The following is a 12,252-nucleotide window of genomic DNA, read 5'->3' as shown; positions in this document are numbered from 1 at the left end:
CGTGGGCACACCGAAATGATCTTGAAGGTTGGCCTCAGGCGGGTGATCGGCGCGCGGGGTCGCGGAGCGTGACGCGAAGATTTTCGACCCGGGGTTCATCCAGGTGCCGGCAGGCGGCCTCGATGGTGCCGAACAGTTCTTCGACCAAAGGTGTCAGCGAGGCCCGGACCTCGCTGGTGCCCTCCCCCGCGAGCAGTCGGTGCCGGAACTCCCCGTCCAGCACCCGGTCGATGGCCGATGCGAGTGCCGCCACCAACCTCGGGCGTAGCGGATCTTCCTGCGGCGGCATGTCCTCGGCCAAGGTGGCGGCGAGGAGATCTTCTCGCTCACGGCGCAGCTCCAGTTCCCTGCCGCGCAGTGCAGGGCTGGCGTCCATGGTCCGCTGGTACTCGACGCTCTGCACGAGCAGGCCGGCGACGTGATAGTCGCTGAGCAGCCGCAGGTAGCCGCGGGCCAGAGCCTGTGCGATCGATTCGTCGTCTCGCCGGCTCCTGATGGCCGCGCTCGGTGCTGCCACAAAGCTGTCGCGCTCCTGGAAGAAGAGGTCCTCCTTTGTCGGGAAGTGGTTGAAGACCGTCTGGACCGCCATGTCGGCCTCCCTGGCCACATCGGCGATGGTGACGGCGTCGAATCCCCGCGCGAGGAAGAGCCGCATCGCTGCCTCGCCGATGGCCTGCCGCGTCTGGTGCTTCTTGCGGTCTCGCCGACTCGTCATCTCGCTCATAGGCCAAGCGTACGAGCTCTTGCGGCGGTCGATACATAAATAGTGTGACTCTATTCGTGTATCGACAACGTCGATGTAGTCACTACACTCATGGCACGTCTCCAATCATCGTGAGAGGTAAGCGTGACGACATCGAAGCGACACTGGGCCCTGCCGCGCGTTCTCATCGCCCTGATGGCGGTCGAGACCGCCCTCGGAGCGCTCCTGTTCGACCTGGTCCTCCATGACACGGCCCACGAGCACATGTACAACCCGGCCTGGCCCCCACACGCCAAGTTCCACGACGCGCAGTACATCGTCACGTCGCTGGCTCTCGGACTGCTCGCCCTGCTCTTGCTGGTCCGCCGCCATGGGGACACGCACTCCCGCCTGCTGTGGTCGGCAGGCATCGTGGCCGTACCCTGGGCCGGCATGTTCCCCGCGCTGCTGTTCCCCGGCACAGCCACGTACGACCCGGAATTCAAGGACGAAACCCAGTTCGTTCTCGGCTTGCACGGCCAGCTGTTCATGGCCGCCGTCACATGCGCGATCCTCGCCATCGCGGTGATCCTCGCCGTGACGCGCCGCCGCCAGGGCACGTCGTGAGGCTGTTCGTCTTCGGCGCGAGCGGTGGCCTCGGCGCGCGGTTGCTCGACCAGGCCCTCGGCTCCGGCCACCGCGTCACCGCTGTGGCACGTAGCCCCGAATCGATCCCCGGCCATGCCCGCCTGACGATCCTGCCGGGCAATGTGCTGGAACCTCATGGCTGGCGCCGGGCGCTCGCCGGCCACGACGCGGTGCTGTCGTGCCTCGGAAGCGCCGATCGACGTCCCACGACCGTCTACTCGCAAGGTATGACCGGCATCATCGCGGCCATGCGGGACAGCGGAGTGCGCCGACTGACCTGCGTCACCTCAGCCAGTCTCAGCCTGCCCCCGACCGCACCACTGAGCCGGAGACTGCTGATCGGCGGTGTGGTCCGGCCGCTGTACCGCCACCTCTACACCGATATGACCAAGATGGAGGACATCGTCACCACCAGCGACCTGGACTGGACCATCGTCCGACCGCCGAAGCTGACCGACGGCAAGCTCACCCGCGAGTACCGCACAGCCGCCAACCAGCACCTGCCACGCCCGCGTACTCTGTCACGTGCCGATCTCGCGCACTACATGCTCAACCATCTCGATGATCAGGCGAGTTGGCGGTCCACCATCGAGATATCCCGTTGACCTACGCCCTGAGCATCATCGCGCCGGCTCGTATGCTCAAGGCGGCGGCGCAGCTGCCGGTCGGTGCTCGACCAGCTCCTCGGCGTGTCCGCGGACTGTTGTGATGCCGCGCAGGTCGACCACCGTACGGTCCCGGCCACGGAGCAGGAACTTTGCGCGGAAGTGGTGCTGCCCGAGCTGGTGCAGCCTGGCATCCGACACCGGTTCGGGGCTGTTTCCGTGGTCGATCAGGACTGCTGGTGGGTGATGTCGACCATCCAGGTGATCCCGAACCGGTCCACGAGCGAGCCGGCCTCGTCCCCCCACGACTGCTTCTCCAAGGGCAACGTCACGGTGCCGCCGACGGACAGCCTCTCGAAGTAGCCGCGGAGTTGGGCGTCGTCACCGCTGAGGAAGATCGCAACGTTGTTGCCCGGGGTGTGGGTCATCTTTTCCCGGACGTCCCAACCCATCAGCGTGTAGCCGTCCGGGGTACGGAGCGTGGCGTGCATGATCTTGTCGGCGGGTGCGTCCGGCGAGCCGAACTCGGCGTACGTGCCCATCTCCAGTTCGCCGCCCAAGACGTCGCGGTAGAACTCCATCGCCTGCCGGGCGTCCCCGTTGAAAGCGAGGCACGGGTTGAGTTGAGACCCCATCTGATGCTCCTCCGTGGTGAATTGCGAACGGCCAGGACCACAGCAGCGGGCACCCGCGGTTATCCGGACCTGGCAGTGCTCGACCGCCGGGGTGCGGCCCCCGGTGGGAACTGCTCGCGCGCCTGAACCCGTTAAGCCTCCCAACGAATTACGACATCCTGTGTCGTGTATTGCCGTCAAGCTCTCAAATGCGCGCCGACCGATTGGTTTCGATGGTCAGGCTGCTGCGGCAGCGCGGTTTCGGTCGCTCCCCAGACATCGGGCGCGAGGAGTTGATCAAGTACTTCACGCCGACCTCGTGCGAGCACGCGTTCTTGGATGCGCCGGGTCGGGGCCGGAAGCGCACTCGGGACTGGCTGAACAACTGTGCACGTTGGTTGCGGGGCCCACGCGAGCGGCGCCGGTTCCTGGCCGCGGTGGGCCGCCGCTCGGCGGTTCAGGGGCTGGAACGGCGTGAGGAGCGCCGCTACGGGCCCGGCAGCCGGCGTATGGCACCCGTACGAGGCGATGGACGGCGAGCCGACGCTTGAGGTGCTCAGCGTTCACGGCGGTGCTTCCAGGAATGGCGAGATGGCTTCAGAACAAGGCCACATCAGCTGAACAGGGCGAAATGTCGGCGGTACCGGTCGGGTCGCTCCGGACTGAGACGTCCGGGGCGACCCGACCGGCCGCGCCCGTCTTACCGGGAGCCTCATCTCACCTCAATCCGCTCTCCTGCGACCACGCTGACCACACGCTGACCACACGCTGACCAGCGCTGCGAGGTCGGAGAGGGCTCACTGGTGAAGACGGAAAGCCGCTCAGCAGTACTTGATGCCGCGGTAGGAACCGTCGTTCCAGCTCAGTAGGGCCATTTCGCCGTGATCGAGGTACACACACTGCGGGTCGGGCCCGCTCTTCACGTCGATGGTGAATCCCCTGTTGAATTCCCAGCCGCAATACATGATGATCGCCCATCCGGTGTTGCCCGACCACCCCCTGTCCAGCAGGCCCACATTGGCCCAGCCGCGGTCCGAACACTGGTCCAGGGCCGATGCGGAACCGGCCGACGCGGGACCGGCCCCGATGACTCCGGTTATGGCCGCGGCGGTGGTGAACGCCAAGCTCAGAGCCGCGATCTTGGTTTTGACGGTTGTCATGTTCATCTCCTTCGATTCTTGAACAGCCCATGTCGGTGGGAGCTGTCAGGACAGCCTTGATCTGCGAGTTGAGGCGGAGACCGCTGAGATGGTGAGCCACGCGCATGGGGTGGCGGTCCACTCGTGGCGGGCGATCGGCACACCGGGCGGCTGTTGATGGGTGCCCGATGAACGGGACCGGTCATCGTCTGGTCACCGTCGGCCGGTTGCAGGGCGCATCGTGATGGATGTCAGTGGTTACGCTGCGATCTACGCTCTGGGCTGTGATGAGGGTCGAGCGAGGGTGATCCCAGCGATGCCGGGACTGCGCTTCCAGATGGCTGAGAAGTTCTCCGATCGTCGCGAGAGGAGGTGAACTTTCGCCTCAACTCTCGCATGATCGACCGCGTCACGTGTTAGGGCTGGGCGCACGTCTTGTTGCGACTGAACGCACGGACCAAACCCCGCGGGTCAACGGGCCCGCAGCCGAAGTGAGGTCCAGCGATTGCCTGCGCACCACCAACGCGGGTATGGCTGAGAGGCGGCGGCCAAGCTCACCACGCGTACATCGCCGCCCTGCGGCTGGACGGTGAGTGCGGACTCCGCTGTTGCTCGGGCTCACGCGCTGGGCGCTCGCGTGGCGGGCTGACCACCAAGACGCATCCGGCCCCAGGCGGCCCGCCGTAAGGCCAGGGGGCCGCGCGCCCGCCGGAGAGGGCGACCGCCGCCGAGGCAGGGCACACCAGCCCGCGTTGACCTTCGAGTTGGTTGAAGCTCGATGATGGCCGGGTGCCGAACTCTGAGTTGATGCCGATCGGGGTCTTCGCCCAACATAGTGATCTGACCTCGAGCGCGTTGCGGTTCTACGCCGACTCGGGCCTGCTTCCGCCCGCCAAGGTCGACCACGTCTCGGGCTACCGCTACTACAGCGCCGACCAGGTCGCCCGGGCGCGCGAGCTTCGTCAGCTCCGCGAGATCGCCATGCCACTCACCGCTGTCGAGGCGGTCCTCGACGTCGAGCCCGATGAAGCGTCCCGGCTGATCGACGAGCACGTCACGATGGTTCTCGGGGACGCGGTGGCGGTACAGCAGAAGGCAGCCCTGATCAAGGCGTCGCTCGCTTCCGCACCAGGTCTGCGGGTTGCCGCGCTGAAGGGCCCCGTGCTGGCTGACGCGATCGAGCAGGTTCTGACCGCGACCGCATGCGATCCGGGGATGCCCGTACTCGGAGGGCTGCGTGTGGAGGCGACCCATGAATCCGTCACACTGACCGCGACCGACCGCTACCGCCTCTCGACCAGGACCCTGGCCCCCGCCGAACCGGCGGCCGCGGCCTGGGCGGCCACGGTTGCTCGCGTCGTTGTCCGAGGTCACGACCCGCGTGATGGCCACGAAGGATCTGCTCCTGCGAGCTCTCGAGGAGCATCCGGGCGCGCGGATCTCGCTGCGCGTGACCGATCAGGGCTTGGACGTTCTGAGGACCGATGGACGGCGCCCCGACCACCCGCTACCGGCCACCGTGACGGGCCGCAATCTCCAGATCTCCTTCGAGCTGACCACGCTCTATCCGGCCGTCAGCACCGCCATCGGCTCCGACGTACTGCTCGACCTGCGAGGACCCGACCAGCCCGTCACGATCCGCTCAGCCGACCGCGGCGACCTCACCACGTTGGCCATGCCCATCGAACCCGACCGTTCCGCCTGAGACAGAGGACACCTACTTCCATGACCGACGCCTCCATCAGCCCCGACCCGACCATGGCAGCCATCGGCCAGGCCGTCGCGGAAGGACAGACCGGCGACACCGCCTCCGCTCGCCGAAAGCTCCTGGACCTCTGGTCCGTGATCGGTGTCACCGGCGACCCGCTGCACCGCTGCACCCTCGCCCACTACCTGGCAGACCTCTACGACGACCCCGCCATGGCCCTGACCTGGGACATCCGGGCCTTGGACGCCGCCGACGCCGTGACCGAGCAGCGCGTCCAGGAGCATCATGCCGGTCTTCACGTCGCGGGCTTCTACCCGTCTCTGCACCTCAACCTTGCCGACAACTACCGCCGGCTGGCGTCGTTCGACGCCGCCACCGAACACATTGACGCGGCCAAGGAACATGCCCCCAACCTCCCCCAGGACGCTTACGGCGCCATGTTGCGTGCCGCCATCGAGCAGGTGGCCGAGGCCATCACCCGGCGGGACACCGCCAAGCGAGCCTCCGCCCGCACCGCATGACGCACGTCCTCGGCCGGCACGCTCCTGCCCAAGGGCCAGACCGACGTGATCAGCTTCGGCATCATCGAGCACGTCGACGACACCGGCGGCGTCTCGAGCGGCTGGACCCTGACCTTCGACCAGCTGCCGCTCGTCGCCGATGAAGCCGAGATCGCCGAGCTGTACGGCAAGCTCGGGTGGCGGTCAGGAGTGGTCGTTGCGCTGTTGCATCGAGCGGCGGTAGAGCTCGTCGATCTGGTCCAGCGGGTCCGGCGGGCGGCGGCGGGCCTCGATCTCCAGCTCCGTCCGCGCGTGCAGGTCGTCGATGCCCGACGACGTGTGGTGCATCTGGTCGCCCAGGAGGTCGGCGCGGATGCGGGCGCACATGGCGGTCAGCTTGGCCTGGTGCCCGCGCAACTGGTCGAGGGCGGCATGGTCGACGTACGGCGACACGCGGCGCTGCTGGGCGTACATGCCGAGCTGGCCGTCGTGCACGTCGGCCTGGGCCGACAGGTCGGCCATGAGCCGGGGCAGGTCGCCGAGACCCCACCCGCGCTGCTGGGCCTGGGCGGCGGCCTGGCGGGTGAGGGCCACCTCGCGGCGCAGGTCGAGCCGGAGGCGTTCGACCTCGGCCGCGTCGCCGGTGCCCATGGCGTTGACGTGCGTGGTCAGCCGGGTGGTGGCCTGCCGGGCCTTCTTGGCGGCCTTCTTGCCCAGCTTGACCAGCAGGTAGACGCCCACGCCGGTCAGCAGCAGGAGGAACGCCAGGACGGCCAGCACGATGACAAGGAACTCGCTCATCTCCGCCACCTCCCGTGGATTCGTTGTCTAGAAGGATAGTTCGACGGGCGAGGGGTTCAACGCCCGGCGGGGATCGCGGGTTCCGCCGAGTGGGCCGAGCAAGCTCTTGATCGGGGACGCGCGCACGTGTTTCAGTGCTCATGTTCGGTCGTCTCGGATGAGGGGTACGCGTGCTCGACGGCAAGGTAGTGATCATCACGGGCGGTGCCAGGGGGATGGGGGCGGCCACGGCACGCAGGTGCGCGGCGGGCGGCGCCCGGGTCGTGCTGACCGACGTGCTCACCGAGGAGGGAACGGCCACCGCGAAGGAGGTCGGCGGCACGTTCGTCCCCCACGACGTGACGGATCCCGGGCAATGGGACACCGTGGTGGCCGCGGCCGTGGAGGCGTACGGGCGGCTCGACGGCCTCGTGAACAACGCGGGCATCGCCACCGCGCACACCATCGAACAGCAGTCCCTGGACGACTTCGAGCGGGTGCTCCGGGTGAACCTGGTCGGCGTGTTCCTCGGGCTCAAGTCCGTGGTGGCCGCCATGCGGGCGTCCGGCGGCGGCGCCGTGGTGAACCTCTCCTCGGTCGCGGGGCTGACCGCGCTGCCCGGCACAGGCGGGTACGGCGCGTCCAAGTGGGGCGTACGCGGCCTGACCAAGATCGCGGCGCTGGAGTTCGCCCGCGACCGGATCAGGGTGAACTCGGTGCATCCCGGGATGATCGTCACCCCGATGACGACCGCGTTCGGAGCGGTCTCCGGCGAGGGCACGTTCCCGCTGGCCGCCGCCGGGCGGTGGGGCGAGCCCGAGGAGGTCGCCGAGGCCATCGTGTTCCTGCTGTCCGACGCGGCCTCGTACGTCACGGGCGCCGAACTGGCGATCGACGGCGGCTGGACGGCGGGCGAGACCGCGCTGCTCGGCCCGCCACCGGGCCGGGCCGCGACCGCGCCGGAGGAGAAGGGGGCCGGAGATGGCCGTTGACGAGCCGACCCGCGCGGTCATCGACCTGATGAGCGAGTTCTTCCCCAAGGGGCAGGGGCCGTGGGACCCGGTCGAGGCGCGGCGGGTGCTGGCCTCGGTCCCGGCTCCCGAGCCGCTGCCCCTGGACCGGGTCGAGGAGCGCGACGCCGCGGGCGTGCCCGTACGCGTCTACTGGCCGCCGGAGGCCGGGCCCGCGGACGACACACCGGCCGGGACGGCGGCGCGGCCCCTGGTCGTGTACTTCCACGGCGGCGGGTTCACGCTGGGGTCGCTGGACAGCCATGACGGCGTCTGCCGCCAGATCTGCGCGGGGGCCGGGGCGGTCGTGGTCGCCGCCGGCTACCGGCTCGCGCCCGAGCACCCCTACCCGGCCGCCGTCGAGGACGCCCTCGCCGTCACGCGCTGGGCCGCCGAGCACGCGGACGCGTTCGGCGCCGATCCGGGGACGCTGGTGGTGGCGGGCGACAGCGCGGGCGGCAACCTGGCCACCGTCACCTGCCTGCGGGCGCGGGAGGAGGGCGGGCCGCCGATCGTGCTGCAGGTGCTGGTCTATCCCGCCACGGACGCCACCCGCCACTGGCCCTCGTACGACCAGAACGGCGAGGGATATTTCCTGACCACGGCGCACATGCGGTGGTTCTGGGACTGCTACCAGCCCGGCGAAGGGCGGCGCGGGGAGCCGTACAGCTCGCCTCTGGGCGCGGACGTGCGCGGGCTGCCGCCGGCGCTGGTGATCACGGCCGGGCACGACCCCCTGCGCGACGAGGGCGAGGCGTACGCCCGCCACCTGCGCCACTCCGGCGTCGAGACCGAGAGCATCCGGTACGAGGGCCTGTTCCACGGCTTCTTCGGCACGGGCCCGATCCTGCCCGCGGCCGGCGACGCCATGGACCGCGTGTGCGCCGCCATCCGCGCCCTCAAATAGCGCCCAAATAAAGGGAAATTTCATGCCACACGCCGAAATTTCGCCAACCATCAGGCTCTTCTACACCGACGACGGCTCCGGCGGTGGCCCGGACGACCCGCCGCTGCTGCTCGTGCACGGCTGGGGCGCCGACTCCCACCAGTGGTCCTGGCACATCGACGCCCTCGCCCCCGGCCACCGCGTCCTCGCCGTGGACCTGCGCGGCCACGGCTACTCCTCGGTCCCGGAGACCGGCAACACCCCGCGGGCGATGGCCGAGGACCTGGACGTGCTGCTCGACCGCCTCGACGTCCCCGAGGTGATCGCGGTGGGCCACTCGATGGGCGGCCAGGTCGTCTCCATCCTCGCGGTCGAGCATCCGGGGCGTGTACGGGCGCTCGTCACCCTCGACCCCGGCTACGGCATGACCCAGGACCTCGCCGGAAGCTTCCCCGAGATGATCGCGGGCCTGCGCGGCGAGCACGCGCACGCCGTCGCCGAGGAGATCGACAGGTGGTGCACCACCTCCGCGACCCCCGCCGTCATCAGACGCTGGCACAAACGCCGCCTGTACGGCATGCCGCCGCACGTGCTGGCCGAGGCGTTCGAGGCCATGTTCACCGCGCCCGGGGCCATCGGCGTGCGGCCGGCCAGTGACGACCACCTGGCCCGCCGGAATTGTCCGGCGCTGTCGATCTGGGCCGATCCCGGGCGCGCGGCCTGGGAGGAGGGGCTGCTCAAGCAGCCGGGCTCGAAGGTCGTGTGCTGGGAGGGCTCCGGCCACCGGCTGCACGAGGAGCGCCCGGCGGAGTTCGTGCGCCTGCTGGAGGGCTGGCTGAGGGGCCGGTGAGGGCGTGCTGAGGAGAGGGCATGGTGAAGGGCCCGGCAGCGCGGACGCTGCTGCCGGGCCCTTCGTGTGAGCGCGCACAGGGGGTTGGGGGCCATGGCGCTCACACGTCTATGAGGGCAGCTCCACCCGGACGATCTCGCCCTTGCCGGTGGTGAAACCCTTGTTCGACACGTAGACCGACCCGTCGGCGGCGACGGCCATGCCCAGCGGCACGGTGAGCGTGCCCGGCTTGAGCAGTTCGGTGCGCTTGCCGTCGGCCTCGATGCGGTAGAGCGACGTACGCGGCTGGTGGTCGGAGGGCACCGGGCCGACCGAGCCGAGCACGAGCAGCCGTCCCGAGCCGTCGAAGGCGACGTCCACCGCGGTCGTGAAGCCCTTGACGGCGGTCTCCGCCTTCTTGCCGGCCAGCCTGAACACCCTGGCCACCCCATCGGGCTGCGGGAACCCGGCGTGCTCGGCCACGTAGTAGGAGCCGTCGGGGGCGGCCGCGATGCCCATGGGCACCGACTGCATCGGCACCTTGCTGCCCTTGGGCAGCTTCAGCATGGCCGGCGCCGCGACCTTGCGTGCGTGGAACACCGCCCGCAGCGTCACCTTGCCCGACGCGCTGACCTGGAGCACGTCGTTGGCGCCCACGTCCGTGACCAGCGCGCCGCCCTGCGGGGTCGGCACGACCGCGAACGGATACGAGTCGATCGTGCTGCCCTTGTCCTTCTTGTCGGGGTTGTGCTTGACCTCGAACGCGAGCAGGTCGCCCATGACGGACGACGTGCCGTCCTTGATCTTCAGCAGCGTCCCGAGGGTCCTGCCCTTCGGGCCGAGCTTGGCCCGAAGCTTGCCGTCGCCGCCCAGGCCGATGGGCACCAGCATGGAGCCGTCCGCGGCGAAGGCCACGTCGTGCGGGCCGGTGCCGAGCCCGTCGGAACCGGCCGAGGGCAGGTCCTTGATCACGGTGGTCAGCTTGCCGTCGGCCAGCTTGGAGATCTTCCCGGTGAGGCCGAGGCAGACCTTGCTCGCCTCGCCGCCCGGCTCGGCGGGCACGGTCGCGCACTTGATCTTCCCGCCGGAACCGGACTCGGCGACGTAGAGAGCGCCGTCGGGGCCGAAGGTCAGGCCGCGCGGGCCGTCGAGCTTGGAGGCGACGACCGTGACGCTCGCCTGCGCGGACGCTGACGCCGGGACGGGCGCGACCGACGCGGCCAGGCCGAGAGCAGCGACTCCCCCCGTGATGATGACTCGCTTCATGGGAGATCACCGTAGGAGCGCGGGGCGGGGGAGCGGATCAGCCCGCAGGGTGAGGCGTACTCAGCCTGGCGGTGGATTTCGCCGGATCCTGCGGCGGGCGCGCAGGCGGCGTACGCGCCTGATCGTCCACCAGGCCAGCAGGACGAGCAGCAGCAGTACGACGATCACCAGCAGCGGCAGGAACACCGCGATCAGGCTCATGCCGAGCGAGCCGGCGTCCTCGGCGGTGCTCACGACGGGCGCGCCGACCCCCGCCGTGCCGGCGTTGATCACCGGGCGGGCCGTCGCCTTCAGCGTGTGCACGGCCAGCGCCATCGCGATGCCCAGCAGCCAGCCGGCCCACGGGTTCGCGGTCATCCAGGTCGAGTGGTCGATCTCGGCGGCGGCGTTGGTGGCGGAGAAGACCACGCCGCCCGAGGCCGGGCGCACCACGGTCTGGACGGCGTCGTTGACGCTGTCGACGGCCGGCACCTTGTCCAGGACGATCTCGGCGAGCAGCAGCACCGCGATGATCGCCAGCACGCCCCAGTTGGACAGCCAGGAGTAGCCGTCGGGCAGCTTCACCCTGTCGGTGAAGTTGGCCAGCACGCCCACGACCAGGAGCGGGATGTAGGCGTTCAGGCCGGCGGCGGTGGAGAGCCCGAGACCGGTCAGCGCGGCGAACATCCCCCTAGTCTGCCCCCGCCGCGGCCTCCATCACGCGGGCCAGGCCCGGCCGGGTGAACTCGGCCGCCGCACGCTCGTACTTCTCCATGCCCCAGGACCAGAAGTCGAAGTCGATCGTGTCGTTCGCGCCGTCCTGGATGGAGGCCCACAGGGTCCAGCCGTACTTGGACATGAGGCCGAGCAGGCGGGCGCGGGCGATCTTGTGGCGCAGGCGGCGGCCGTAGTAGGCGGTGACGAGTTCGTCCAGGTGGCCGGGTGGGAGGTCGGCCTCGCTCCAGAGGTTGCCGAGCTCGAAGCAGGGGTCGTTGTTGCCGGCGTACTCGTAGTCGATGAGGTGGAGGCGGTCGCCGCGGTCGACGATGTTGCCGGGGAGAAGATCGTTGTGGCAGGGGACGGTGGGCTCGGCGCGTACCGCCAGACATTTCCTGATTTCTGCGGCGGCGGGCATGAAATCCAGATATTTCGCCGGAAGTCGGAAACCTCGCTCCTGGACGATCCGCAGATACCCCCGCTGCACCTCGAACATGTCGAAGTCCCGGACGAAACGCGGCCCCGCGTGCAGCCGCCGGCACACCTCCGCCACTCTCGGCAGGTTCGCCGGCTCCCACAGATCCGCCTCGGTGAACGTCCGGCCCGGCAGGAACCCGATCACCAGCACGCCCGCGTCCGGCAGGTAGCCGTGCACCGGCGCCCCCACCCCCGCCCGCGCGGCGGCGATCGAGTCGGCGTGCTCGGCGTCCTTGTCGATGCGCAGCAGGGCGCCGTCGCTGGCGGTCACCCGTACGACATAGGCCCCGGCGGGGGTGGTGACCTTGTAGTTGCGGTTGGTCATTCCGCCGGGCAGCTCCTCGACGGAGCGCGGCAGGCCGGACAGCAGCGGGATGCGGTCGAGAACCTGGGCGAGAGCCATGGTCGATGC

At 69.5% G+C, this 12,252-nt stretch carries 15 protein-coding genes and 1 pseudogene; 8 read left to right on the top strand and 8 right to left on the bottom strand.

Annotated features, from left to right (window positions below; all coding sequences use genetic code 11):
- Positions 1-34: 34 nt before the first annotated feature.
- Entirely contained in the window at positions 35-724 is a 690-nt protein-coding gene (locus DMB42_RS54105; protein ID WP_221761991.1) for a TetR/AcrR family transcriptional regulator, read from the bottom strand.
- 123 nt (positions 725-847) lie between these two features.
- Here DMB42_RS54105 and DMB42_RS02990 point away from each other — a divergent pair, with 123 nt between their 5' ends.
- Positions 848-1,309, top strand: coding sequence for a DUF6640 family protein (locus DMB42_RS02990; protein ID WP_221761990.1), 462 nt, complete (start codon positions 848-850; stop codon positions 1,307-1,309).
- Positions 1,306-1,935, top strand: a complete 630-nt coding sequence (locus DMB42_RS02985; protein WP_221761989.1) for an NAD(P)-dependent oxidoreductase — start codon at positions 1,306-1,308, stop codon at positions 1,933-1,935. Before DMB42_RS02990 ends, DMB42_RS02985 begins: the two co-directional genes overlap by 4 nt.
- Before the next feature lie 36 nt (positions 1,936-1,971).
- Here the strand turns inward: DMB42_RS02985 and DMB42_RS56290 are convergent, their stop codons facing one another.
- The 3 genes from DMB42_RS56290 to DMB42_RS02965 all read right to left on the bottom strand — a co-directional run bounded on the left by DMB42_RS56290 (position 1,972) and on the right by DMB42_RS02965 (position 3,709).
- Positions 1,972-2,136, bottom strand: a complete 165-nt coding sequence (locus DMB42_RS56290) for a DUF4186 family protein (protein ID WP_125630285.1) — start codon at positions 2,134-2,136, stop codon at positions 1,972-1,974.
- 26 nt (positions 2,137-2,162) lie between these two features.
- Positions 2,163-2,570 carry a VOC family protein gene (locus tag DMB42_RS02975; RefSeq protein WP_125630283.1) on the bottom strand — a complete coding sequence of 136 codons (408 nt, stop codon included), beginning with the start codon at positions 2,568-2,570 and terminating at the stop codon, positions 2,163-2,165.
- A gap of 800 nt (positions 2,571-3,370) precedes the next feature.
- On the bottom strand, positions 3,371-3,709 hold the full coding sequence (locus DMB42_RS02965) for a hypothetical protein (RefSeq protein ID WP_125630279.1): 339 nt from the start codon (positions 3,707-3,709) through the stop codon (positions 3,371-3,373).
- 786 nt (positions 3,710-4,495) lie between these two features.
- Between DMB42_RS02965 and DMB42_RS56285 the strand changes: the two are divergent.
- The 3 genes and pseudogenes from DMB42_RS56285 to DMB42_RS54735 form a co-directional block, all read left to right on the top strand.
- Positions 4,496-4,945: pseudogene (locus tag DMB42_RS56285) on the top strand (MerR family transcriptional regulator); the annotation flags it as partial.
- Positions 4,946-5,048: 103 nt separating this feature from the next.
- Complete coding sequence (locus DMB42_RS54740) at positions 5,049-5,393, top strand: hypothetical protein (protein ID WP_260477445.1); 345 nt, start codon at positions 5,049-5,051, stop codon at positions 5,391-5,393.
- 20 nt (positions 5,394-5,413) lie between these two features.
- Entirely contained in the window at positions 5,414-5,917 is a 504-nt protein-coding gene (locus DMB42_RS54735) for a hypothetical protein (RefSeq protein ID WP_125630277.1), read from the top strand.
- A 183-nt stretch (positions 5,918-6,100) separates the two neighbouring features.
- Here the strand turns inward: DMB42_RS54735 and DMB42_RS02950 are convergent, their stop codons facing one another.
- Entirely contained in the window at positions 6,101-6,697 is a 597-nt protein-coding gene (locus DMB42_RS02950) for a hypothetical protein (protein ID WP_260477444.1), read from the bottom strand.
- Between the two features lie 170 nt (positions 6,698-6,867).
- Here DMB42_RS02950 and DMB42_RS02945 point away from each other — a divergent pair, with 170 nt between their 5' ends.
- Genes DMB42_RS02945 through DMB42_RS02935 form a run of 3 tightly spaced genes read left to right on the top strand, consistent with a single transcriptional unit; the run spans position 6,868 to position 9,422 of the window.
- Positions 6,868-7,668, top strand: a complete 801-nt coding sequence (locus tag DMB42_RS02945; RefSeq protein ID WP_260477443.1) for a glucose 1-dehydrogenase — start codon at positions 6,868-6,870, stop codon at positions 7,666-7,668.
- Positions 7,658-8,593 carry an alpha/beta hydrolase gene (locus DMB42_RS02940; protein ID WP_125630273.1) on the top strand — a complete coding sequence of 312 codons (936 nt, stop codon included), beginning with the start codon at positions 7,658-7,660 and terminating at the stop codon, positions 8,591-8,593. Before DMB42_RS02945 ends, DMB42_RS02940 begins: the two co-directional genes overlap by 11 nt.
- Before the next feature lie 22 nt (positions 8,594-8,615).
- Positions 8,616-9,422 carry an alpha/beta fold hydrolase gene (locus DMB42_RS02935; RefSeq protein WP_125630271.1) on the top strand — a complete coding sequence of 269 codons (807 nt, stop codon included), beginning with the start codon at positions 8,616-8,618 and terminating at the stop codon, positions 9,420-9,422.
- 108 nt (positions 9,423-9,530) lie between these two features.
- Here DMB42_RS02935 and DMB42_RS02930 read toward each other — a convergent pair whose 3' ends face one another.
- Genes DMB42_RS02930 through DMB42_RS02920 form a run of 3 tightly spaced genes read right to left on the bottom strand, consistent with a single transcriptional unit; the run spans position 9,531 to position 12,243 of the window.
- The gene (locus DMB42_RS02930) at positions 9,531-10,667 is read right to left on the bottom strand and encodes a ScyD/ScyE family protein (protein ID WP_125630269.1); all 1,137 of its coding nucleotides are present in this window, start codon (positions 10,665-10,667) and stop codon (positions 9,531-9,533) included.
- 60 nt (positions 10,668-10,727) lie between these two features.
- Entirely contained in the window at positions 10,728-11,333 is a 606-nt protein-coding gene (locus tag DMB42_RS02925) for a DUF4126 domain-containing protein (protein ID WP_125630267.1), read from the bottom strand.
- A 4-nt stretch (positions 11,334-11,337) separates the two neighbouring features.
- Positions 11,338-12,243: a choline kinase family protein gene (locus DMB42_RS02920; RefSeq protein ID WP_125630265.1), complete on the bottom strand. Its 906-nt coding sequence runs from the start codon at positions 12,241-12,243 to the stop codon at positions 11,338-11,340.
- Between the last annotated feature and the right edge of the window lie 9 nt (positions 12,244-12,252).

The organism is Nonomuraea sp. WAC 01424, assembly GCF_003947315.1.
Lineage (GTDB): Bacteria > Actinomycetota > Actinomycetes > Streptosporangiales > Streptosporangiaceae > Nonomuraea > Nonomuraea spiralis.
This window is presented reverse-complemented; position numbering and strand designations above follow the sequence as displayed.

What these genes read in the sequence shown, in the direction of transcription:
- DMB42_RS02920 (WP_125630265.1), bottom strand. Translation starts at nt 12,243, where the DNA reads ATGGCTCTCGCCCAGGTTCTCGACCGCATCCCGCTGCTGTCCGGCCTG.
- DMB42_RS02925 (WP_125630267.1), bottom strand. Translation starts at nt 11,333, where the DNA reads ATGTTCGCCGCGCTGACCGGTCTCGGGCTCTCCACCGCCGCCGGCCTG.
- DMB42_RS02940 (WP_125630273.1), top strand. Translation starts at nt 7,658, where the DNA reads ATGGCCGTTGACGAGCCGACCCGCGCGGTCATCGACCTGATGAGCGAG.
- DMB42_RS02965 (WP_125630279.1), bottom strand. Translation starts at nt 3,709, where the DNA reads ATGACAACCGTCAAAACCAAGATCGCGGCTCTGAGCTTGGCGTTCACC.
- DMB42_RS02950 (WP_260477444.1), bottom strand. Translation starts at nt 6,697, where the DNA reads ATGAGCGAGTTCCTTGTCATCGTGCTGGCCGTCCTGGCGTTCCTCCTG.
- DMB42_RS54735 (WP_125630277.1), top strand. Translation starts at nt 5,414, where the DNA reads ATGACCGACGCCTCCATCAGCCCCGACCCGACCATGGCAGCCATCGGC.
- DMB42_RS02935 (WP_125630271.1), top strand. Translation starts at nt 8,616, where the DNA reads ATGCCACACGCCGAAATTTCGCCAACCATCAGGCTCTTCTACACCGAC.
- DMB42_RS54105 (WP_221761991.1), bottom strand. Translation starts at nt 724, where the DNA reads ATGAGCGAGATGACGAGTCGGCGAGACCGCAAGAAGCACCAGACGCGG.
- DMB42_RS02930 (WP_125630269.1), bottom strand. Translation starts at nt 10,667, where the DNA reads ATGAAGCGAGTCATCATCACGGGGGGAGTCGCTGCTCTCGGCCTGGCC.
- DMB42_RS02975 (WP_125630283.1), bottom strand. Translation starts at nt 2,570, where the DNA reads ATGGGGTCTCAACTCAACCCGTGCCTCGCTTTCAACGGGGACGCCCGG.